23 protein-coding genes are annotated in these 22,815 nt (G+C 45.0%); 17 read left to right on the top strand and 6 right to left on the bottom strand.

Features of this window, described 5'->3' with window-relative positions; all coding sequences use genetic code 11:
* Window positions 1-7 precede the first annotated feature (7 nt).
* Complete coding sequence (locus AC3AQ9_RS14155; protein WP_488308133.1) at window positions 8-805, bottom strand: GNAT family N-acetyltransferase; 798 nt, start codon at window positions 803-805, stop codon at window positions 8-10.
* 341 nt (window positions 806-1,146) lie between these two features.
* On the opposite strand from AC3AQ9_RS14155, the gene AC3AQ9_RS14150 reads away from it, so the two are divergent.
* The 4 genes from AC3AQ9_RS14150 to AC3AQ9_RS14135 all read left to right on the top strand — a co-directional run bounded on the left by AC3AQ9_RS14150 (window position 1,147) and on the right by AC3AQ9_RS14135 (window position 5,257).
* Window positions 1,147-2,073, top strand: a complete 927-nt coding sequence (locus tag AC3AQ9_RS14150; RefSeq protein ID WP_488308132.1) for a manganese-dependent inorganic pyrophosphatase — start codon at window positions 1,147-1,149, stop codon at window positions 2,071-2,073.
* 89 nt (window positions 2,074-2,162) lie between these two features.
* Window positions 2,163-2,870, top strand: a complete 708-nt coding sequence (locus tag AC3AQ9_RS14145; RefSeq protein ID WP_488308131.1) for a DsbA family oxidoreductase — start codon at window positions 2,163-2,165, stop codon at window positions 2,868-2,870.
* A gap of 93 nt (window positions 2,871-2,963) precedes the next feature.
* Entirely contained in the window at window positions 2,964-3,593 is a 630-nt protein-coding gene (locus AC3AQ9_RS14140) for an FMN-dependent NADH-azoreductase (protein WP_488308130.1), read from the top strand.
* A gap of 110 nt (window positions 3,594-3,703) precedes the next feature.
* Window positions 3,704-5,257 (top strand): FAD-dependent oxidoreductase, encoded by a 1,554-nt coding sequence (locus AC3AQ9_RS14135; RefSeq protein WP_488308129.1) that lies wholly within the window; start codon window positions 3,704-3,706, stop codon window positions 5,255-5,257.
* Window positions 5,258-5,319: 62 nt separating this feature from the next.
* On the opposite strand, the gene AC3AQ9_RS14130 is transcribed toward AC3AQ9_RS14135, so the two are convergent.
* Complete coding sequence (locus AC3AQ9_RS14130) at window positions 5,320-5,841, bottom strand: YceI family protein (RefSeq protein ID WP_488308128.1); 522 nt, start codon at window positions 5,839-5,841, stop codon at window positions 5,320-5,322.
* A gap of 203 nt (window positions 5,842-6,044) precedes the next feature.
* Here AC3AQ9_RS14130 and murB point away from each other — a divergent pair, with 203 nt between their 5' ends.
* The 5 genes from murB (at window position 6,045) to AC3AQ9_RS14105 (ending at window position 11,719) form a co-directional block, all read left to right on the top strand.
* Window positions 6,045-6,962 (top strand): UDP-N-acetylmuramate dehydrogenase, encoded by a 918-nt coding sequence (gene murB, locus AC3AQ9_RS14125; protein WP_488308127.1) that lies wholly within the window; start codon window positions 6,045-6,047, stop codon window positions 6,960-6,962.
* 93 nt (window positions 6,963-7,055) lie between these two features.
* Entirely contained in the window at window positions 7,056-8,531 is a 1,476-nt protein-coding gene (locus AC3AQ9_RS14120; protein ID WP_488308126.1) for a potassium/proton antiporter, read from the top strand.
* 107 nt (window positions 8,532-8,638) lie between these two features.
* On the top strand, window positions 8,639-11,005 hold the full coding sequence (locus AC3AQ9_RS14115; RefSeq protein WP_488308125.1) for a penicillin acylase family protein: 2,367 nt from the start codon (window positions 8,639-8,641) through the stop codon (window positions 11,003-11,005).
* Between the two features lie 34 nt (window positions 11,006-11,039).
* Window positions 11,040-11,393 (top strand): fluoride efflux transporter FluC, encoded by a 354-nt coding sequence (locus tag AC3AQ9_RS14110; protein WP_488308124.1) that lies wholly within the window; start codon window positions 11,040-11,042, stop codon window positions 11,391-11,393.
* Entirely contained in the window at window positions 11,390-11,719 is a 330-nt protein-coding gene (locus AC3AQ9_RS14105) for a fluoride efflux transporter FluC (protein WP_488308123.1), read from the top strand. Before AC3AQ9_RS14110 ends, AC3AQ9_RS14105 begins: the two co-directional genes overlap by 4 nt.
* Window positions 11,720-11,763: 44 nt before the next feature.
* Here the strand turns inward: AC3AQ9_RS14105 and AC3AQ9_RS14100 are convergent, their stop codons facing one another.
* The 3 genes from AC3AQ9_RS14100 to AC3AQ9_RS14090 all read right to left on the bottom strand — a co-directional run bounded on the left by AC3AQ9_RS14100 (window position 11,764) and on the right by AC3AQ9_RS14090 (window position 14,847).
* On the bottom strand, window positions 11,764-12,747 hold the full coding sequence (locus tag AC3AQ9_RS14100) for a DmpA family aminopeptidase (RefSeq protein WP_488308283.1): 984 nt from the start codon (window positions 12,745-12,747) through the stop codon (window positions 11,764-11,766).
* A gap of 195 nt (window positions 12,748-12,942) precedes the next feature.
* Window positions 12,943-13,362 carry a universal stress protein gene (locus AC3AQ9_RS14095; RefSeq protein WP_488308122.1) on the bottom strand — a complete coding sequence of 140 codons (420 nt, stop codon included), beginning with the start codon at window positions 13,360-13,362 and terminating at the stop codon, window positions 12,943-12,945.
* A 12-nt stretch (window positions 13,363-13,374) separates the two neighbouring features.
* Window positions 13,375-14,847 (bottom strand): SulP family inorganic anion transporter, encoded by a 1,473-nt coding sequence (locus AC3AQ9_RS14090; RefSeq protein ID WP_488308121.1) that lies wholly within the window; start codon window positions 14,845-14,847, stop codon window positions 13,375-13,377.
* Window positions 14,848-15,101: 254 nt separating this feature from the next.
* Here AC3AQ9_RS14090 and AC3AQ9_RS14085 point away from each other — a divergent pair, with 254 nt between their 5' ends.
* From AC3AQ9_RS14085 to AC3AQ9_RS14075, 3 genes are read left to right on the top strand one after another with little or no spacing between them, the layout of a single operon-like run.
* A complete protein-coding gene (locus AC3AQ9_RS14085) occupies window positions 15,102-15,473 on the top strand; it encodes an ArsR/SmtB family transcription factor (protein ID WP_488308120.1) in 372 nt (123 codons plus the stop codon).
* Window positions 15,451-17,520 (top strand): heavy metal translocating P-type ATPase, encoded by a 2,070-nt coding sequence (locus tag AC3AQ9_RS14080; protein WP_488308119.1) that lies wholly within the window; start codon window positions 15,451-15,453, stop codon window positions 17,518-17,520. The genes AC3AQ9_RS14085 and AC3AQ9_RS14080 overlap by 23 nt, the downstream gene beginning before the upstream one ends.
* 24 nt (window positions 17,521-17,544) lie before the next feature.
* A complete protein-coding gene (locus tag AC3AQ9_RS14075; protein ID WP_488308118.1) occupies window positions 17,545-18,663 on the top strand; it encodes a GNAT family N-acetyltransferase in 1,119 nt (372 codons plus the stop codon).
* A gap of 53 nt (window positions 18,664-18,716) precedes the next feature.
* Here the strand turns inward: AC3AQ9_RS14075 and AC3AQ9_RS14070 are convergent, their stop codons facing one another.
* Entirely contained in the window at window positions 18,717-18,872 is a 156-nt protein-coding gene (locus tag AC3AQ9_RS14070; RefSeq protein ID WP_488308117.1) for a lmo0937 family membrane protein, read from the bottom strand.
* Between the two features lie 162 nt (window positions 18,873-19,034).
* Here AC3AQ9_RS14070 and mntR point away from each other — a divergent pair, with 162 nt between their 5' ends.
* The 5 genes from mntR (at window position 19,035) to AC3AQ9_RS14045 (ending at window position 22,741) form a co-directional block, all read left to right on the top strand.
* Entirely contained in the window at window positions 19,035-19,457 is a 423-nt protein-coding gene (gene mntR / locus AC3AQ9_RS14065; RefSeq protein ID WP_300991293.1) for a transcriptional regulator MntR, read from the top strand.
* Between the two features lie 17 nt (window positions 19,458-19,474).
* Window positions 19,475-20,335, top strand: a complete 861-nt coding sequence (locus AC3AQ9_RS14060) for a CvfB family protein (protein ID WP_488308116.1) — start codon at window positions 19,475-19,477, stop codon at window positions 20,333-20,335.
* A gap of 53 nt (window positions 20,336-20,388) precedes the next feature.
* Entirely contained in the window at window positions 20,389-21,276 is an 888-nt protein-coding gene (locus AC3AQ9_RS14055; RefSeq protein ID WP_488308115.1) for a DUF1002 domain-containing protein, read from the top strand.
* A 196-nt stretch (window positions 21,277-21,472) separates the two neighbouring features.
* Window positions 21,473-22,441 carry a ring-cleaving dioxygenase gene (locus tag AC3AQ9_RS14050; protein WP_488308114.1) on the top strand — a complete coding sequence of 323 codons (969 nt, stop codon included), beginning with the start codon at window positions 21,473-21,475 and terminating at the stop codon, window positions 22,439-22,441.
* A gap of 18 nt (window positions 22,442-22,459) precedes the next feature.
* Window positions 22,460-22,741: a GNAT family N-acetyltransferase gene (locus tag AC3AQ9_RS14045; protein WP_488308113.1), complete on the top strand. Its 282-nt coding sequence runs from the start codon at window positions 22,460-22,462 to the stop codon at window positions 22,739-22,741.
* Window positions 22,742-22,815: the final 74 nt, after the last annotated feature.

Here is a 22,815-nt window from a genome sequence, read left to right as displayed (position 1 = left end):
AGCTTTTTTAATCCAAAAATTTAGCCATATAGATTTCATCGTAAGGTTTGTCGTCGATAATCAATGACTTTCTGCGGACACCTTCTTTTTCATAGCCGGACTTATCATAAAGCTTGCGGGCTGCCGTGTTTTCTTCCACAACGGTCATTTCCAGGCGGGTAACACCTTTTGTAGCCGACCACTCTTCTGCTCTTTGAAGAAGAGAAGTAGCGATGCCTTTATTCTGAGCGCTTTTTTGGACGCCTAATACAAGCTCTGCCCGATGCGATGCACGTTTAGCGCCATTTCCGATAATCATTAAATAGCCGACATGTTCGCCGTTCAAAATAGCGATAAAAATAGTGGAGTGGCCTTTCTGTTTCCAGTCGATTATTTGTTTTCTCATGCTTTGGGTGGATTGGATGCGTTCGTCTTTTCCGTACAGCATAAAATCAGATTCCGATTCAACTTGGCGCTGCAAGGTGACAAGTGAGCGGGCATCTCCGTGTTCAGCGGCACGGATCAGCAGGATATCCTCATTGCCGGCATTGGCATTGTGGGCTCCAGAAGCATCTGTCCGTTCAAAAGTGACGTAACGATTTGTGATAATGTCACTGACGTGATAACCCGCGTCCATCCAGGCGTGAAAATGTTTGGCGGGCGGTTTTGTTTTTTTCCACCAGCTTTTATTCAAGTAGGCGGCATTCGGCAATTGCTGGCCCATGATCTGTTCAATTTCGTTGAATGACAAAGTAATCTTAGGTGAAGACGCAGAGGCGAAGTAGTCAGCGAGAGGAATGTATTTTTTTTCCAGAATTATGGTCATTAAATTCGCTCCTTTTTTGGAAAGCAATAAATTAGTTATGGGAATTATATCATTTGTCCTATTAAAATGTATATAATTATTTCTATTTTCTAAAAACTTTTTTTAATAGTGGAAAAACAAGGGTGATTATTAACTATATATTCTAAATAAAAAGTGCTTTTTACCTAATTGAGTTAAATGGTAGAAAGTAAATTGAATATTAAAACAATTTTATAGTGATTCGTTTTTCCAAAACAGAAGGGAAAGGAAAATAAGAAATTAGCGGAACTGGAAAAACTCATTTGTGTAAAGTTGTGTTAAAATTATCACGGAAACCAACTTCATTCAGGAGGCTATTAATTATGTCAAACGTTTTTGTACTTGGGCATAAAAATCCGGACACGGATTCTATTTGCTCAGCCATTTCATATGCTTACTTAAAAAATCAGATCGGAATGACTGCAGAACCGATCCGTTTAGGTGAATTGAACAACGAAACGATTTTCGCATTGGAGAAATTCGCTTTTGAGCAACCAAGACTGGTTGAACGCGTATCGGAAGAAGTGTCGCAAGTTATTCTTGTTGACCATAACGAACGCCAGCAAAGTGCTGAAGACATTAGTGAAGTTCAAGTCATTGAAGTAATCGACCATCACCGGATTGCCAATTTTGAAACTACGGATCCATTATATTTCCGTGCTGAGCCAGTGGGCTGCACAACAACGATTCTATTGAAATTGTTCAAAGAAAACGGTGTAGAAGTTCCAGCCAATATTGCCGGCCTTATGCTGTCAGCTATTATTTCGGATTCGCTTTTATTCAAATCACCAACTTGCACACCCCAAGACGTTGCTGCAGCGGGTGAACTTGCAGAAATTGCAGGGGTGGATGCACAAGAGTACGGTCTGGCTATGCTGAAAGCAGGAGCAGATTTAAGCAATAAAACCCTGGAAGACTTGATGTCTTTGGATTCCAAGGAATTTGAAGCTGGCAATCATCGTTTTGAAGTGGCCCAAGTTAACGCCATCGATGTCAATGACGTGATTACGCGCCAAAAAGAATTGGAAGTCTTGATGCAGCAAGTAATCGGCAAAAAAGGATTGGATTTGTTCGCCTTCGTCGTAACAGATATTCTGAACAATAATTCTGTGGCGATTGTTCTTGGGAAAAGAGCCGACATCATTGAAGGAGCTTTCCGATCAAGTGTCGTTGACAACCGGGTCCTTCTGCCAGGCGTTGTGTCCCGCAAAAAACAAATTGTACCGGTCATCACGGAAGCACTTAGCTGACTCCTTTTGGAGTCAGTTTTTATTTTTTCAAGCAAAAAAATTGAGGCAGGCTTCTTTCGTTGTTATAGTAATGCCAAGAGGTGGATAAAATGAAAATAGAGATTTGGTCAGATTATGTGTGCCCATTTTGTTACATAGGCAAACGAACACTGGAACAAGCTTTAAAAAAATCAGGATATGAAAGCCAAGCGGAAATTTCATTCAAAGCCTATCAGTTGGACCCGAATACACCGCTCAACTCAACAGTTTCCACGTATGAGCATCTAGCGAAAAAGATGGGGCGGACGGTAGAACAGGCAAAAGAAATGACCAAAGGCGTTTCCGAGCATGCGCGCACAGTAGGCCTTGAATATAATTTTGATGATATGGTGGAAGCCAATACATTTGCAGCTCATCGCCTGGTTAAATGGGCTGAAAGTTTAGGGAAAGATGCAGAGCTGACAGAACAGCTGCTGCACAGTTATTTTATCGAAGCGAAGAACGTTGGAAATCACGATGTTTTATTGGACACTGCTGAACAAGTAGGACTTCCGCGGGAAGAAGCGCAAGAAATGCTTGCTTCTGATCGATTTACAGCTGAGGTGCAGGAAGATATTACAGAAGCTCATCAAATTGGCGTCCAAGGCGTTCCATTTTTCGTCATTAATCGGAAATATGCAATCTCCGGTGCCCAGCCATTAGAGGCATTTGTCGATTCGCTCATTCAAATCGGCGAAGAAGAAGGCATTCGGCCGGCCCTTAAACCGATGGGCAGAAAACAAACGACTTATTGTACAGGAGATTCCTGCGATGCATGAGCAGAGTGATAGACTTTCACTCTGCTTTTTGTTAAGCTGAAAATGTCTCGAAATAGAGAGTTATAAAAATAGTGTAAAAGGGGTTTTAAAAGAATGAATGTATTAGTTGTAAAAGCCAATAACCGTCCAGCTTCTGAAGGCATTTCAAGCAAAATGTATGAAGTTTTCATGAATGAAATTGGAACTGACCTTGATATAAAAACATTCGATGTATTCAAAGAAGATATGCCGTATTTCGGACAGGACTTTTTTGATGCAATGCAGAAATCGGCTCAAGCCGAACCGATGTCTGAAGTGGAACAACGCATTTTGACGGCATCTGCTAAAGCAATGGATGCGTTCATGGAAGCAGACGTTGTCGTATTTGCCTTCCCATTATGGAATATGACAATTCCAGCAGCTCTTCAAACGTTCATCGATTATATTTACCGTGCCGGTATGACATTCAAATATACTGAAAACGGCCCAGTAGGCCTAGTGCCTGATAAAAAAGTCATCATTTTGAATGCACGCGGCGGTGTTTATTCCACTCCGGAAATGGCTCCTGCTGAAATGAGTGTTACGTATGTGCGCAATATTATGAACTTCTTTGGCATCCAAGATATCAATGAAGTTATTATCGAAGGCCATGCACTTGATCCAAATGCAGCACCAGCGATCATTGAAGAAGGCTTGGAGCGCGTAAAACAAGCAGCTCGCTCTCTTCAAGGCATAAAAGCATAATAACTATCCAAAAGCCCAAACGCGGAATTCCGCGTTTGGGCTTTTTCTTATTGGTTAAAAGTTGGAAGGAGAGGGTAGTTATCTTATAAAAAGATTGTAGGAGGGATGGCATGATACAAGAAGAGAATTTTAGTCGTGTTCCGGAGCAGCTTAGATCGTATTGGAGAGAATTTAAAGATATTCGCAGTTTTCCGGCGCTTCAAGGAAATGAGTCAACAGATGTTGGAATAATTGGCGGTGGGATTGTCGGTATTATCAGTGCTTATTTGCTGGCAAAAGCGGGACGGAAAGTTACATTGATTGACGCAGGGAAATTGGTGGATGGCGTTACAGGCCACACAACTGCAAAAATTACCGCGCAGCACGGGGTCTTTTATTTCCCGCTCATTAAAATTATGGGACAAGAAAAAGCCCGATTGTATTATGACGCCAATATGGCGGGATTGAATTTCATTAAAGATACGGCTTCCGAATTGGGAATTGACTGTGATTTTGCTCATCAAAACGCATTTGTCTATGCCAATACTGCAATCGGTGCAAAGTTGATCCAGAAAGAAGCAGAAGCTTACGATCAATTGGGAATAGACGGGGGATTGGCGAAAGACCAAGTGGAATTGCCGTTTGAGGTAAAGGATGCCATTATTATGCGGAACCAGGCTCAGTTCCATCCAGTGAAATTCCTGGCAGCATTGGTCGATGAAATTGAACGGCTGGGCGGTAAAATTTATGAACAAACACGCGCGGTCAAAATTCTCAGCAAAAATGATCCGGTTATCCAAACAGAGAACATGTCTCATCTTTCCTGCAATAAAGTAATAGTGGCAACGCATTACCCGTTCAATAGCTCAGATGGTTTCTATTTCACTAGACTTAATATCAGCCGTTCTTACGTGATTGCAGCCCGGACAACCGGGGAAATACCAAAGGATATGTATGTCAGCGCGGATATGCCTTCACGTTCTTTGCGTTATGCGACAGATGAAAATGGCGGAAAGCTGCTGTTAATTGGTGGAGACGGGCATGCGACTGGGAAAAGCAAAACGCCGACGATGCAGCATTATGAAAACCTTGAGAAATTCGGGGATAAGTATTTTGGGGTTACGGAAATCCCTTATCGCTGGTCTGCCCAAGATTTGACTACACTTGATAAAGTGCCATACGTTGGAACGATTACTGCGGGATATGATAATATCCTCGTTGCTACAGGGTTCCATAAATGGGGAATGGCGAACGGAGCAGTTTCAGGGATGATGTTATCTGATCAAATTCTTGGAAATCCGAATCCGTACGCTGAACTTTTCAACCCAACCCGTACGAAGATGAAAGCGGTCGATGCTTTGAGCTTTTTAAAAGATAATGGCGGAGTGGCGAAAGAACTGGTCAAAGGAAAATTGAAGATGCCGTCGAAAACGGTCGAGACACTTGGGAAAGGTGAAGGCGGACTGGTCAAATACGGCAAAGGGAAAGCGGGAGGCTACAAAGACCAATACGGCCAAGTGCATTTGGTGGATACGACTTGCACTCATATGGGCTGCGAAACTCATTGGAATGACGCCGAACGTTCATGGGATTGTCCTTGCCACGGATCCCGTTTTTCTTATACGGGAGATGTATTGGAAGGGCCAGCGGTAAAACCGCTTAAAAAAATTGAGCAGGAGTATTAAAAAAGCAGTACGGAGAGTTTTCTCCGTACTGCTTTTTGTTTTTCGCTTCCGCTTTTCAACTATTAAGCAGGGTTAGCTTCTAGTTCTAGTGAGATTTTGATGTCTTCGCCGACCATAACGCCGCCAGTTTCAAGAGCTTGGTTCCAAGTAAGACCGAAATCTTTGCGGTTCACTTTACCTTCTGCGCTGAAAGCAACAACTTCTACGCCCCATGGGTTAGTGCCTTTGCCGCCGTATTCTACTTCAAAAGTAGCGGGGCGAGTGATTCCTTTGATTGTAAGGTCACCAGTCAATTCGTATTCGTCGTCTTTTTTCGTGATTTCGTTCGCTGTGAAAGTAATTTCCGGATATGTTTCAGCATCGAAGAAATCAGCGGAACGCAAGTGGTTGTCACGGTCTGCGTTGTTTGTGTTAATGCTTGCTACGTCGATTTTGAAGTCAATCAAAGCCCCATTCAAGTCTTCTTCGTTCGCTTCAACTGTTGCGTCGAATGAAGTGAAAGAGCCTTTTACTTTAGAGATCATCATGTGTTTTACTGAAAAGCCGATTTCTGAGTGAGCTGCGTCAATTGTCCATTTTTTCATATGTAATTCCTCCTAAAATTTTCTATCTAATTATTACTATAGCGAAATAAAATCTTTATGTCAATCATTTTTAATTAAGTATTCTCGAATTCGAGACATTATTTTTATCGGTCTTTAGAACGGAAGATACTGCTTTTGCTTGTCAAAACTTCAATAAAATTAGATACTAATAGAAGCGAAAAGTTAGAAGGGATTTGCTTTGGATGACGAAAGAACAATGGTTAAGTGATTTGCGCCGTTTTTTGGCTGAAGATCACGTGAAAATGGATGAGCCGCTACACCTGCATACATTGACTAGAATGGGTGGGCCTGCTGATATATTTGTAACACCAACTACTGAAGATGAAACTGCTTATACAGTAAAATATGCACATGAAAACAAAGTTCCATTATTGTTGCTGGGCAACGGGTCCAATATGGTTGTCCGTGACGGAGGCGTGCGAGGGATTGTACTGAACCTGAAAAGCCTGCGTACGGTCCGTATCGATGGAATGACAGTTTACGCACAAGGCGGCGCCAATATTAAAGAAGTGTCGAAAATAGCTGCTGCCAACCGGCTGACAGGGCTGGAGTTCGCTTGTGGGATTCCCGGTTCAATCGGTGGCGCAATGGCGATGAATGCCGGCGCCTATGGAGGAGAGATTAAAGACATTATCCATCAAGCCACCGTATTGACGCGTGAAGGTGAAAAACTGGTGCTGTCAAAAGAAGAATTAGAACTTGGCTATCGCAAAAGCATCATCATCAAAAAAGGTTATTATGTTTTATCGGCTGAGTTTAACTTGGAACACGGCAAACAGGCCGCCATTGACGCTAAGATGAGTGATTTGACGTATCAGCGGGAATCCAAGCAACCGCTAGAATTCCCGTCAGCGGGCAGTGTTTTTAAACGGCCGCCCGGAAACTTCGCCGGCAAGCTGATCCAGGAAAGCGGGCTTCAAGGCAAAGGGTTTGGAGGAGCGGAAGTTTCGACAAAACATGCCGGTTTTATCGTCAATAAAAACAATGCTACGGCGAACGATTACATTCAGACAATTGAAATGGTCAAGTCAGCCGTCCATGAAAAATTCGGCATTGATTTGGAATTGGAAGTAAAAATTGTTGGAGAAGATTTGGTTTAATCCTAAGCGTGGGCTCTTTTACAGAGCCACCGCTTTTTTTTATGCGAATAAAATATGGTATACTGAATTATCAAAATAGAGAAGGGGCAAAGTATGATAGAATTTTCGACAAATGGACTCATTCTTATGGGCGGGATATTCCTTTTAGCCGGCGTACTTATGACCAAAGTATCCTCGCGTGTAGGCGTCCCTTCTCTTGTGCTGTTTATGATCATTGGTATGGCTCTTGGCAGTGACATATCCGGATTGATTGACTTTACTAATGCGCAAATAGCTCAATTGGTTGGAATCGTCGCTCTGATCTTTATCCTGTTTGAAGGGGGATTGCAGGCGAATTGGAAACATATCCGACCGGTTCTTGGAGGTTCCCTTGCACTCGCAACTGTAGGGGTTATAATCACCACCGTCATCGTTGCAGTCACAGCAAATTATATTCTTGATATTACATGGCTTGAAGCGTTTTTGTTAGGCTCTATTGTAGGGTCGACTGATGCTGCAGCTGTGTTTTCTGTCCTTGCTGGCCAAAACATCAAATCAAAAATATCCTCTACTTTGGAAGCGGAGTCTGGCACCAATGATCCGATGGCTATGTTTTTAACCATTGCTTTTATTCATTTAATCCAATCGCCTGAGGTATCAGTGGGGTCTATGGTCGGCACTTTTGTGCTTGAAATGGGGCTAGGGGCCATCATCGGATTGGCTTTGGGCTTTTTAGCGTCCTGGACGCTTAATCGCATCAAGCTGAATACATCCGGCTTGTATGCTGTTCTGTCAGCAGGTTTTGCGGTTTTCATCTACAGCTCCGCTGCCATGCTTCATGGCAGCGGATTGCTGGCAGTTTACCTGGCGGCCTTAGTGATTGGAACACGGCAACTGACGCAGAGCTACTCTATCGTCAGCTTCCACGGAGCAATGGCTTGGCTGATGCAAATTATTATGTTCGTTTTACTTGGCTTATTGGTATTCCCAAGCCAATTGGCGGAATGGGATTTGATCTGGAGAGGATTAGTGCTGTCATTCGTGCTGCTATTGATCGCACGTCCAGTTGCAGTTTTTGTTTCAACTTTATTCTTTAATTACACCATAAAAGAAAAACTATTCCTGTCGTGGGCTGGGTTAAGAGGGGCCGTTCCCATTGTGCTGGCCACTTTTCCAATGCTTGCAGGTATTGAAAACAGCTATTTATTCTTCAATATCGTCTTTTTCATCGTGATTACTTCTGCTTTGCTGCAAGGGTCGACGATTCCATTTTTTGCTAGGAAGCTGTCATTGAATGGACGGCCATCTCAAAAGCGGATTCATTCGCTGGAGCTTATCTCAATGGACAGGGCAAATGCCGAAATGCTGGAAGTGGAACTGACAGATAAATCGCCGTTTGCCGGCCAGCTGGTGCAGACAATTGGCTTGCCGAAGCAGACCTTGATCAGTGCCATTATCCGCTCTGGAAAACTGGTCATGCCTACTGGCACGACGAAATTGAAGGCCGGGGATGTGCTTTACGTATTGACCGAGAAAAAACAAGTAAGCAAAGTCAAGATGGTGCTTGGAGAAGAATACATTGTCCGATAGCCCGCGAATAGCGGGCTTTTTGTTTTGCCTTCATAAAGGAATTTTCCGCTTGCCAGTCGAAAAGGATACTTTAAGAAAAGAGCTGGAATTGAAGGAGGGATCGGCAAATGGGGAAAAAAGTGAAGAGCAGGAAATGGCTGAAATGGTTTTTAGGGATATTAGGCGTCCTCTTGGTAATCGCGGTAGCGGCGCTCGTTTTTGTAAACGTTTACATAAGTAAATCCAATCCGCAGATTGAAGGCCAAATGGCTGTAGACATACTCGACAACGATGTCAAAATCACACGGGATTCAATTGGTGTCCCCCATATAGCAGCGCAGTCCGATGCCGACTTGTACCGGGCGCAGGGTTACGTGCAGGCACAAGACCGGATGTTTCAGATGGATTTATCACGCCGCCAGGCAAGCGGGAGATTAGCGGAAGTGGTAGGTGAAGCGGCCATTGATACCGATAAGTTTTTCCGGACATTCAGTTTGCGCGATGCTGCTGAAAAATCATGGGAAGGCTACGGCGATGAAGCAAAACAAGTGCTGGAGTGGTACGCCGAAGGAGTCAATGCTTATATGGAAGAAGCGGAAGCGGAAGGAACTTTAAGCTATGAGTTTGCCTTGCTTGGCTACAAGCCGGAGCAATGGACGCCGGTCGATTCACTGACCATCGGCAAATTTATGGCCTATGATCTTGGAGGCAACTGGTCGACGCTTGCCATTCGCCACTGGGCACTGAACGAATTTCCGGAAGACAAAGCACGCGAATTGTTCATCAAGTATCCGGAAAATGCCTCGTCCATCATCGAGGCGAATTTAGAGCAGCGGGTGAAAGTGGCTGGTGAATTTGAGGCCTCGGTTATTCCGCCAGAATTCAATGGCAGCAATAATTGGGTAGTTTCTGGAGATAAGACCGCAAGCGGAAAGCCGCTGCTTGCTGATGATCCGCATCTCGGGCTCAGTACGCCGTCGATATGGTACCAGATGCATTTGGAATCTCCTAAGCAAAATGTCAGCGGAGTTATCTTTGCAGGAGTTCCAGGGATTATTCTTGGGCATAACGAAAAAATTGCTTGGGGGGTAACAAACGTGGGTCCGGACGTACAAGACCTTTACATCGAAACGCCGAAGCCGGACGATCCGACTCAGTTCTTGTATGAAGGCAACTGGGAGCAGGCAGAAGTGCGGAATGAGCCGATCAAAGTAAAAGACGGGGAAACCGAGGACTTTGAAGTATTGGTGACTCGCCATGGACCGATCATCTCCAATGTGCTGTATGAGGAAGAAGCTCCGGATGCCTTATTCTCCATGCAGTGGACAGCTTTGGAGCCGACACTTGAATTGCAGGCGGTACTGGGCTTCAATAAAGCCTCTAATTGGGAGGAGTTTGAAGTGGCATTGGAAGATTTTCAGGCGCCAGCCCAAAACTTTGTGTTTGCCTCAACAGACGGCACGATCGCCTATAAAGCGAATGGCCGAATTCCTTTGCGTAAATCTGGAGATGGCCAACTGCCTGTTCCGGGAGATTCTGAAGAATACGGTTGGGACGGCTATGTGCCGTTTGATGAATTGCCGACTATCGTGAATCCGGAAAATGGATTTATTGCCACAGCGAACAATCGGGTGGTCGACGATTCCTATCCTTACCACATCACCGATTTCTGGGCACAGCCGTACCGCTACGACCGGATTGCGGAAGTGCTTGAAGCGTCAGACAATCTGACACCAGAAGACATGATGGCACTTCAAATGGACCAGAAGAATTTGTATGCCGCTGAATTTTTGGATGAGATGATAGCGGCTGTCCAAATTGAAACGGATGACTATGATGAAATGTTCGAGATGATGAAGGCCTGGAATCAAGTGGACAGCCAGGACCAGGCAGCACCGCTTATTTTTCACAAATGGATGAAACAATTGCCGAAGACTTTATTGGCAAAAGATTTTCCTGAAGATGTTTACGAATTGCTGCCCGGGAAAAACCACATCACTGACCAGATGATGCGGGCTGCTTTCAGCGGAAAAGAAGGCGCATGGGTAACGGAATACGGCGGCACGAGTAAATGGCTGACGGATGCGCTGGAAACGGGCTTAGGAGAAATCGAAAAGGAATTTGGCAGCGACTTTAAAGACTGGAAATGGGGAGACGGCCATCAATTGACATTCCCGCATCCTTTAGCTGGTGCTTCTCCGATTTTTGCTCAGTTCCTGAATCCGGATCCAGTTCCGATCGGCGGTTCCAATATTACCGTCCAAGCAGCTGCTTTTGATCTAGAAGGGAATGTGGATCACGGGGCGTCGTGGCGATTCGTAGCCGATTTAAGCGATTTATCGAGGGCCTATCATATTGTTGGTCCAGGGCTAAGTGGCCATATGAAATCGGATTACTTCCATAATCAAGTGGATGACTGGGCTGAAGGAAAATATCATGAAACGGAAATTGAAGAAGGCGTGAAAGGGACGACATTAATTTTGTCAGCGGATTAAGTTATACTGAAAGAAAAGGATATGGGGCGGTTTTTTGAAACGACTATTAGCAGTCGGCTTTGGGGGGATGATCGGGTCACTGCTCCGAGCCGTTGTTTACGGGGCGGTGTCTTCGACCATAGGGCTATGGACGGTCAACTTGCTTGGCAGTTTGCTGATCGGTTTTATCGCTGGCTGTTTCTGGAATAAATCCGCTGAATTCAGGTTGTTTGTGTCGACTGGACTGATTGGTTCTTTTACCACATTCTCCGCTTTTTCGGCTGAATGGTTCCGGCTAATGAATAAGGAATTTCTTTCAGGAATCGTATTCGCCGTCTCCATGACGGCATGTTCAGTCGCAGCAGCTGCTATCGGGTTATGGATTGGCAGAAGGCGGGGTGTCCGATGATTGCAATTGCGATCGGCGGTTCTTTAGGGGCAATTGCCCGGTATTGTTTTTACTGGATAGTTGAAAGCCGCTCCAAGCATCCGAAATTGGCAACTTGGTTCGTCAACAGCAGCGGATCATTTGCCATAGGTGCTTTAATAGGGACGGGCAATCAGTCCGCATTCTGGCTGACCGGATTTCTGGGAGCGTTCACGACTTTTTCAACCATGGCGCTTGATGCGGTAAAAGACTTTGAAGACGGCAATTGGTTCCGGGGAATCGGATATCTTGCGATAACTTTGATTAGTGGAATTGTGTTATTCAGTGCAGCCTTTGCGTTGTTCTAAAAAAGGAGTTGGCCCATGCAAATCGGGGCCAACTCCTTTTTAAATTAAAATTCCCCTTTTTCAACAACCCGGCCCAAACGGCCAGTGGTCGTTTCAGCATGAAAAAGCGATTGAAAAATTGCTTCTTCCGTGGCTTCAACGGTCGCCTGGAACAATTCATTCATCAATGGATGGTCATCCCTTAAGATTTCTGAACGGTAAAAGGCGTCACCGGCCTGATGAGGGATGTACTGAGCATTCGAAAAAGCGATAATGATATCGCCGCTGCCATTACTGATGGAAGTGCCGGTGCGCCCGAGGCCGATAGCTGCCCGTTTGGCCAGGCGCTTCAACTGGCGGCTGTCGACCGGTGCATCAGTGGCAACTACAATGATTACGGAACCATCCGGCTTATCGGGAGCGGGTGCATCGGTTTTCCAGTTAATGATAGCGAGGTCTTCCTTACGCCCGAAATTCGTCAAGGCCAGCACTCCGACTGTAAATTCTTGATCTTCGATTCGTGCAATGCGTGAAGAAGAGCCGATGCCGCCTTTGACGCCATAGCAGATCATGCCTTTGCCAGCTCCTACTGCGCCTTGCTCAAATTCTTTCCGGGCATTGTCAATGGCTTGTTCAGCATGGAGAGGGGTGACTGCCATCCGGCGCATCGAATTTAAATAACTGTCGTTGCACTCACCGACGACTAAATTGAGCGAGCTGGTCGAGTCTCCGATTGCCGGATTTTCACGCAGCATCCAGTTCATCGTTCCTTGCAGCACAGCAGCCACACTGAACGTATTAGTCAGCATGATCGGTGACTCCAGAAGACCAAGTTCATCGACTTGGACAAGGCCGACCGTTTTCCCGAAACCATTCAAAACAAAACTTGCAGCTGGCACTTTCTCTTCAAACCAATTACCAGCATGCGGCAATATGGCCGTGACTCCGGTGCGGATCGCTTCCGTTTCCGACACATCTTCTTCTAGGGTGATATGACCAACGGTTACCCCTTCCACATCCGCAATTGAATTGAACTTTCCTTGTTCCAATGACATCACCATCTCTTTTTTGTTTGATTATACCAAAAAGAGCTGCTCCGAATTGCTTCGGAACAGCTCTTTTTACTGTCTAGTCTCCAGCTCTGGTGCCTGGCTCAACGGGGTCTTAAGTCAGCTCGCTGCGGCGACAGCCTCCTCGCGGTCCGCTTTAAGCCTGTCGGAGCTGGAAAGGCACCTGCGCTTTTCTTATTTCACTATGATAACCGGTGCCTGTACGCGTTTCGCCACTTTATGGCTGACGCTTCCCAGCACCATCTCCTGCAAGGAATTCAAACCGCGGCTGCCGATAAAAACAACATCGTAGCCAACTTCATTGGCGTGCTTCACAATGGTAGGCCCTGGCGTACCGTGCAAAGTCTTCGTTTCAAAGGCAACTCCGGCTGACTGGAAAATTTCTTCGAGCGGCAATAAATGCTTGCGGCGTTCAAAATGGACTTCATCACTGCTTTGTCCGTGAAGAATTTCAGTCCGGGCCTTTTCGTAATCAATTACGTAAAGAATTGTCACGACAGCATCCGGATTTGATTTTGCCATCTTGACCGCTTCCTGGGCGGCCCGTTTTGAATGGTCAGAACCGTCTGCGGCAACAAGAATTTTCTGGTACATCCGAGTCCCTCCTTAATGTTGGCTTGAATTTTCTTCAGTATGGCCAAATGTGGCCAATGTATTAACAAGTTTTTGGCTTGATGCATTCAGTCCAATAATTTCAATAGTTTTCGCTTTCGCTTGTAAGCGTCCCATGACCCGGTCAATGGCCCCTACACCTGATTCATCCCAGACGTTGGCATCCGAGAAATCCAGGACAATGCGGTCAGCCGGTTCTGCTTGGTCGAAGGCTGAAACAAAGTCTTGAGTGGAAGCAAAGAACAATTGGCCGTGTATGGTATAAATATTCGACGCATCCGTATCCATTCCTTTTTTGCGGACTTCCACTTTAGAAATTTTAGCTGCGAACAGCAAGGCGCTTAGTATAACCCCGGCGAAAACACCTTTCGATAAATCATGTGTGTACACGACCACAATTACTGTCAATAGCATGACGATGGCATCTGATTTAGGGGCGGTCGCCACATATTTGAATGAACCCCAATCAAATGTTCCAATGCAGACCATTACCATAATTCCGGCGAGGACAGGCATCGGGATCTGGACGACCCATTCTCCAAGGACGATGATCAAAAACATCAGCACAACGCCGGAAACAAAAGTCGATAAACGCCCACGTCCCCCGGAACGGACATTGATGCCGGACTGGCCAATCATCGCACAGCCAGCCATGCCTCCGAAAAAGCCGGTAACAAAGTTGGCGATGCCCTGGCCGCGTGCTTCCTGGTTTTTGTCTGAATCCGTTTCTGTAGCATCATCGAGAATGGAAGCAGTTAATAACGATTCAAGCAAGCCGATGATGGATAACGCCAAAGCAGTCGGGAAAATGATTTGGAGTGTTTCAAAATTGAATGGAACATCCGGAATGAAGAACGTCGGCAAGGTTTGTGAAATGGTGCCGAGGCTTCCGACATTTTGCATGTCGATGCCGGTATACATGACAATTCCGGATAATACCAAAATAGCGATAAGCGGTGCGGGAATGGCAGTGAAAAACCGCGGCAGGATATAGACAATGGCAAGTGTTACGGCGACAAAGACATAAGTCATCGTATTCACTCCGAAAATAAATGGCACTTGTGCCAGGAAAATCAGGATAGCGAGTGAATTGACGAAGCCGATCATAACGGCATTGGGGATGAATTTCATGAAACGCGCGATTTTCAATACGCCGAAAATGACTTGCAGGATACCTGTTAGAATGGTCGCGGCCAGCAAGTAATCCAAGCCATGGTCACGGACGAGTGCCACCATGGCCAGCGCCATGGCGCCAGTTGCTGCTGAAATCATAGCAGGGCGGCCACCGACAAAAGCGATAATGACGGCGATAGAGAAAGAAGCATATAAGCCGACCATTGGATCAACTCCCGCAATGATGGAAAAAGCGATTGCTTCCGGTATGAGCGCAAGGGCAACAACGATGCCGGAGAGGATATCTCCGCGGATATTGCCGAACCATTGCTCTTTGTAGGATAGGGTGTTCAAAAATTCCACTTCCTTTATATATGTTTTTTGTTTTAAGCTTCAGCGCTTGTCGGGCCTTTCAAGGCACCTCCGCTTTTCTTGATGACTTCCCACTCTCAGAGAAGTCCCGGGCATTGGCAATAGCTAAAACTTTAGCACTTTTTTTGAAAGGTGTAAATATGACAACATTCAAATGCGTGTTTGACTATAATTGTCGGAAGATTTATACTGTAAGTAACAATCAAATGGTTATTTGAATGAAAGTGGGAAGAGGCATGAGAGAACTATGTGAAGTCACAAAAGTCCATCCCGAAGTGGTGGAGAACGTTCAAAATCATATGACCGATTTAGTAGAAGTCGCAAATTTGTTCAAAGCACTTGCCGACGAAACAAGATTAAACATCGCATATGCTTTGACCATTGAAGAAGAAATGTGCGTGTGTGATATTGCAGCAGTGATTGGTTCTTCAACAGCCACTGCTTCCCATCATTTGCGTTATTTAAAAGACCGCGGATTGGCAAAATCGGTCCGCAAAGGAAAGCAAGTGTATTATTCGTTGTCCGATAGCCACGTATTCCAGCTGGTTACCATTGCCCATGAACATGCGAAAGAGGGTGAGCAGGATGCAAAAGACATATCGTCTTGAAAATTTATCGTGTACCAGCTGTGCAGCCAAGTTCGAAAAAAACGTCCGGGCTTTGCCGGAAATCAATCATGTCAATTTGAATTTCGGTGCCTCCAAAATAACGGTCGATGGCAATGTATCCATTGATGATTTAGAAAAAGCGGGGGCGTTTGACCATATCCGCGTTTTTCCGGAAAAAGAAAGAGTTGAATATATCCCATTCTACAAGCGGCGTCAAACGATTGAGACCATTATTTCGCTTGTCTTGCTGATAGCAGGTGTTATTGTTTCTTTTCAAACATCGGAAACAGATCCTTTGGCTATAGGCTTGTTCGCCGGGTCAATATTGGTCGGCGGCTACGAGATGTTCTGGACGGGCTTTCAAAATTTAACGAAACTCCAGTTTGATATGAAAACGCTGATGACGATAGCCATCATTGGAGCAGTCATCATCGGAGAATGGCGGGAAGGGGCGGTTGTGGTCTTCTTGTTCGCAGTCAGTGAAGCGCTTGAATCTTTTTCGATGAACAAGGCACGCCAGTCGATCCGTGGCTTAATGGACTTAGCACCGGCTCGTGCCCTCATCCAGCGCAAAGGTGAATTGCTGGAGATGGACACTGAAGACATTCGAATAGGCGATGTATTGATTGTTAAGCCAGGCCAAAAAATCGCTATGGATGGAACAGTGTTAAGAGGTATCAGTTCTGTGAACCAGGCAGCCATTACAGGAGAATCGATTCCTGCAGCGAAACAAATTGGCGATGAAGTATTTGCGGGTACGCTAAATGAAGAAGGGGCGTTGGAAGTCACCGTCACTAAACGGGTGGAAGACACAACCATTGCTAAGATCATTCATTTAGTAGAAGAAGCCCAAGCTGAAAAAGCGCCTTCCCAAAAGTTTGTCGATCGTTTTGCTAAATATTACACACCGGCAATCATCGTTATCGCATTTTTAGTAGCGATCGTGCCCGGTTTTATTACTGGCAACTGGGAACTATGGGTCTACCAGGGGCTTGCGGTACTTGTGGTCGGCTGTCCGTGTGCGTTGGTCGTATCGACTCCCGTAGCAATTGTCACGGCTATTGGAAACGCTGCTCGCCAAGGTGTTTTGATCAAAGGCGGCATCCATCTCGAAGAGACAGGACGCATCAATGCAATTGCGTTTGATAAAACAGGGACGCTGACAAAAGGCTATCCGGAAGTGACAGATGTCTTAGCGGAATCCGGCTATACGAAGGAAGAAGTCTTGAAAATTGCAGCGTCTGTCGAAGCGATGTCTCAGCATCCTTTGGCTCGTGCCATTACGCTCGAAGCGGCGGAAGTTTATCCGTATGCTGATTTCGGTTCAGTAACCGGAAAAGGCGCGCATGCCGTTGTTAACGGTTTGCGAATTTATGTCGGCAGCTTTAACTGGGCAGAGGAATTCGGTTTTATAGTTCCTGAAAACTACCGCCAATTGCAGAAAAGCGGCAAATCCGTGATGGCAGTCTTTTCGGACATGGAACTGATCGGTGCAGTAGCAGTAGCCGATGCCATCCGGACGGACAGCCCGGAAATTATCCGCAAATTAAAAGAGATGGGCATAGAAGAAACGATTATGCTGACAGGGGATCACCCAGTAACAGCCCGAGCTATCGCTTCTCAAATCGGCGTTAAGGACGTGCGTGCAGGACTGATGCCGGAAGACAAATTGTCGGCTATCAAAAATCTCCAACAAAGCTATGGCCGAGTAGCGATGGTAGGTGATGGGGTCAATGATGCGCCGGCTCTTGCCGCTTCCACAATCGGTATTGCAATGGGCGGAGCAGGTACCGATGCAGCACTTGAAACTGCTGATATTGCGCTGATGGCCGATGATTTGGAAAAACTGCCTTATACAATTCGACTCAGCAGGAAGACTTTGCGTATAATAAAAGAAAATATTGTTTTCGCATTAGGCTTAAAAATCATCGCGCTGCTTCTGATCATTCCGGGCTGGTTAACACTATGGATTGCGATATTCGCAGATATGGGTGCTACGCTGCTGGTCATTATGAATGCTCTGCGGCTCGTGAAGATTCAGAAGTAAGCAAATAGCTTGGGGGATATTGTAGTGAAGTTGACAGAGTGGTCGATGGAAGAGCAGGAACAGCTCATTGAATTTATGACAAATAACTCCTGGCCTTTTCATGGCCAGGAGCATCCGGTTCGCGCATTAATCGAGAAGACGATTGTAGAAGGCGGTTATAAATCGGATCAAGTAAGAACGTTTTGGATTGAAAATGATGAAGGTGAACAAGTAGGAGTAGTAAAGATTTTTGACTTGCAGGACGATATTCCGCTTTTTGACTTGCGAATTGCCGATCCATACCGAGGCAAAGGATATGGTCCAAAAGCGCTTAAAATGATTGCAGATTTCGTTTTTTCACTGCCCGAAAAGAAAATCCGTTTGGAAGGCAATACGCGCCATGACAACTTTGCCATGCGCAAAGCCTTTGAGCGCACGGGGTTTGTTAAAGAGGCCCATATTCGCCAAGCCTGGTTCTCGCCGCGGGAAAACCGCTATTACGATGCGGTGACTTACGGCATGACACGGGAGGACTGGGAAGCGGGCATCATTACGCCAGTTCATTGGGACGATGAGATATTGGAAGAGAAAAAATCACATTTTAATCCTTTGCTGTTTGATTTCCCGAGTGAATTCGAATCAGAGCGTCTGTTGATCCGTGCACCAAGAAGAGAAGATGCAGCGCATATTTACGAAGCTGTTCTCCGGTCAATGGAGTCGCTGCGTCCGTGGATGCCTTTCGCTCAGAAAAAACCAGTCCTATCGGAAATGGAATCCAATTTAGTGGAAGCTGAAGCAGACTTTAAGATGCGCAAAGATTTGAGGTTGCACTTCTTCTCAAAGCAGACAGGGGAATTCATTGGATCTTCCGGATTGCATCGCATTGACTGGGAAGTGCGGAAATTCGAAATCGGATATTGGGTGGATCATCGTTTTGAAGGGAAAGGCTATGTTTCAGAGGCGGTGGAGCGCATTACCCGTTTCGCATTTGAAGAACTTGGAGCGAACCGAGTTGAAATCCGCTGTGATCCGGAAAATGTGAGAAGCCGTGCTGTGGCAGAACGCCTGCAGTTCGAACTGGAAGGCATACTTCGCAATGATTCAATTTCAAGAGTAGATCATAAGCTGCGGGACACTTGTGTCTACGCTAAAATTAAACAATAAAAAAGCCGGGGACCTCTGTCCCCGGCTTTATTTATGGTATCTAGCTTTTTTAGCTAAACGCCTCTTCTGCCTGAAATTAAGTTAATAACTAAGATGATAGCTGCGATGATTAACAAAATGTGAATCAATCCGCCGGCGACGTCCATTAAAAATCCGATTAACCAAATAACGATAATAACTGCTAAAATAATCCAAAGTATGCGTCCCATGTTCCTCACCTATCCTTTCCGTTCAGATAGTAATAAGTACCCCTAACAATTTCATATCAAACATCCAGAAAGTTGGAATAATTTTAAGCCATCGGAAGGCAAGTTGTTTCAACTGTTGGGGTATAGTAAACTTAAAGGAGTTACGTTAGGGAGGAACCGACTTTGCCTACTCCAAGTATGGAAGACCATATCGAAATCATTTATTCATTAATCGAACAAAAAGGATATGCGCGCGTGTCTGATATTGCGGAAGCTTTATCTGTTTTGCCTTCTTCGGTCACGAAAATGGTCCAAAAGCTGGATAAAGATGGCTATTTGATTTATGAGCGCTATCGCGGACTTGTTCTGACGCCGCGGGGACAAAAGCTGGGGAAACGTTTGTTGAAGCGGCATGATTTGCTTGAGCAGTTTCTTCGCTTGATCGGGGTTGATGAAGAACGCATATATGAGGATGTTGAAGGTATCGAGCATCATTTAAGCTGGAATTCAATTAACCGAATCGCTGATTTGGTTCAAGTGCTGGAAGAAAACCCGGATTTACTAATGAAACTGGAAAAGTTAAAGAACGAACAAAAAGAGAGTTAATTGAAGGAGGCTTCACAATGGCATTGCACCCAGGAGAAAAAGCAACATTAAGTATAATAGACCGGTCAAGTTCACAGTGGATTTTAACGAACAGTTCAGGTGACGAAGTCTTAATGAATGCATCTGAATTAGAAGAAGGGCAGGAAGTCGGAGAAGAAATCGAAGTGTTTTTATACCGCAACCGCCAAGGTGGAATATCTGCCACACCAATGATTCCGCATATTCTTCCTAGCATTTATGGCTGGGCAAAAGTGTTGAAGGCATCAAAACGCGAAGGGCTGGTAGTGGATATTGGAACCACAAGGGAAGTATATGTACTTCCTGCTGATCTTCCGCAGATTGAAGAACTATGGCCACAGCAAGGCGACCATATTTTCATGACACTTCGGACAGACCGTTACGGCGATTTGTATGGCCGTTTGGCAACGGAAGAGAAAGTACAGGAACTTAGTGTTCCTGCACCTGAAGAAGTGTTTAATAAAGATTTGAAAGCACGGGCATACCGTTTGCTCCCGGTCGGCACTTTTATGTTGTCAGTTCCTGAAATGTACCGGATTTTCGTGCATGAGACAGAACGGACAGAAGAACCACGTTTAGGAGAAGAAAAAAGCGTTCGAATCATCGGTGTGAAGGAAGACCGAACGTTGAACGGTTCACTACTGCCGCGTAAACAAGAACGTTTATCGGATGATGCAGAAATGATTCTAAGCTATTTGAATGAATCAGGCGGACAAATGCCCTTTACAGACAAATCATCACCAGATGAAATTCAGGAGATATTCGGCTTGAGCAAAGCTGCCTTTAAGCGTGCCCTCGGCCGTTTATATAAAGAACGCCGGATTGTCCAAGAAGAAGGCTGGACAAAATTAACCCGTTAATGCAACCTTTTCAAATCAAAAGCGTATTAATTTGATGAAGGGAGCAAATAACTATGAAAAAAATAATTACTGGCATTACATTGATTTTTGCTTTGGCTTTTATGCTGCCGCAGACCGGTTCAGCAAATGTAGGGATAAATGAAAAATTTGGTTTGCCGATTGTTGTTTACGGCGGAAACTTGTCCGATGCTGAAAAAGAAAGTGTTGCTAAAGATTTAGGCGTGGCAGGGGAAACTGAAGTAGAAGAAATCGAAGTGACAGGCAAAGACTTGGTCACTTACATAAAAGACGGCGACTCCAGAGCCCGTATGTATTCTTCTGCAAAAATTACACGCAAAGATGCAGGTGAAGGGCTGGTTATTGAAATTGTGACGCCTGACAATATTACGCAAGTAACAAACGAAATGTATGCCAATGCCATGCTGACAGCTGGGATTGAAGATGCAACGGTAGAAGTGGCTTCGCCGAAACCGGTAACAGGCCATTCTGCTCTCGTCGGAATCTATAAAGCATACGAAGTGAACGGCGAACAGCTGGATCCTGAACGTACGGACGTTGCCAACGATGAATTGACAGTGGCAACTGAAATTGCAGACAGCGGCGTGGACGATGCAAAAGTCAGCGAACTTTTGACAGAAATCAAAAAACAAATTGCTGAACAAGATCCCGCTACAAAAGAAGAAGTGCAAACGATTGTAGAAGAGCAATTGACCAAACTTCAAATCGAATTAAGTCCTGAAGATCGCAAATTGCTGGTGGATTTGATGGACCGCATTCGCCAATTGGATATTGATTTTTCTAAATGGTCGACTCAACTGGAAGACTTGAGCAAAACAATTGAAGATAAAATTGGCACGGTTGTAAACGATGAAGGTTTTTGGCAAGGTGTGAAGGACTTTTTCAACAAACTGATCGATGGAATCCGTGGCTTAGTAAGCTAATAATGTAAACAGGTGAACCGGTGGAAACATGGTTCACCTGTTTTTTATATGGGTAAACTTACTAGGGAAAGTATTTACAGCAGAATTTGCCTTTTGCCTAACAAGAATCAGTTCCAGTTTCTTGCACGAGTAAATAAAACGTGCTAGTATGAATTTAATATCTCGAATTCAAGATAATTTAAAAGGAGGCTGTCAAATGAAGTTAGAAGGTATCCACCATGTATCCGCAATTACTGCCAATGCGGACAAAAACCATGATTTTTTCACTCGCATCCTAGGTATGCGGCTAGTAAAGAAAAGCGTCAACCAAGATTCCACTTCGTCGTATCATTTGTTTTATGCAGATGCAGTCGGCACGCCCGGAACCGATATGACGTATTTTGATATCCCGATGGCAGGAAGAACTTATCCTGGTGTTTCAAGCATCAGCAATACTGCTTTACGGGTGACAAGTAAAGAAGCACTTCAGTACTGGATTGAACGCTTTGAAGAACACGGTGTCCCTCATGGGGAAGTGGAAGAACTGTTTGGCCGCCTTACGCTGACTTTCCAGGACTTTGAAGGATCTCGTTTGATGCTGGTAGTGGATGATGGGTCAGGAATTGAGTATGGCATCCCTTGGACGAAAGCAGGTATACCAGAACAATTCGCTATTGTTGGATTGGGGCATGTGCGATTGACGGTCCGCAGAAAAGATAAAACTGCGAAAGTGCTGACAGAAATTTTACGATTTGAGCAAATTGGCTCCTACCCTTCAAAAGTTGAAGGCATGAAAGATATTTTAGTATTTTCAACAGGAAAAGGCGGACCGGCTGGCGAAGTACATTTAGAGGAGCGCACAGACTTGCCGCCGGAACGTCCGGGCAGAGGCAGTGTCCACCATGTAGCCTTCCGTGTTAAGACGTACGAAGAATACAGTAAATGGAACGAATATTTGCGATCAAACGGTTTTATGACGTCCGGAGAAGTGGACCGCTATTATTTTAAAGCGATTTATTTCCGCGAACCAAATGGCATCTTGTTTGAACTGTCAACAGACGAACCAGGGTTTGCTACAGATGAGCCACTGGAAAGCTTAGGGGAAAACTTGGCTTTGCCGCCTTTCCTAGAGCCAAAACGTGCGCAAATTGAAGCGTCGTTGCGGCCGCTAGCTATCAATAAATAATCGTAAGGAGGAAGTAACGTGGATTTTGAACTAACAGAACTAGGGCAAGATGAATTTGCTTATCGACTGGAAGATAATGGTGTGGTAAAGGCTGAAATTACATGGACGCAAATGGCAAATGTGATGGTTATTGAACACACATTTGTTGATGAGTCCATGAGAAACCAAGGGCTTGCGAAAAAGCTATTGGATAAAGCAGCAGATTATGCGCGTGACAATCAGTATAAAATGGAGCCTGTCTGTTCGTATGCAGCAGTTGCTTTTGAACGCTACAAAGAATACGATGATGTCAAAGTATAAAACAACCTCAGCAACCAAGCTTTATCTTGAAACAGGATAAACAATACAAAAAGCAATCCTCCGAATTTAAATAG

The sequence above is a fragment of the Planococcus sp. VCh962 genome (assembly GCF_057748275.1).
The sequence above is the reverse complement of the archived record's forward strand: the minus strand, read 5'-3'. Positions and strand labels throughout refer to the sequence as shown.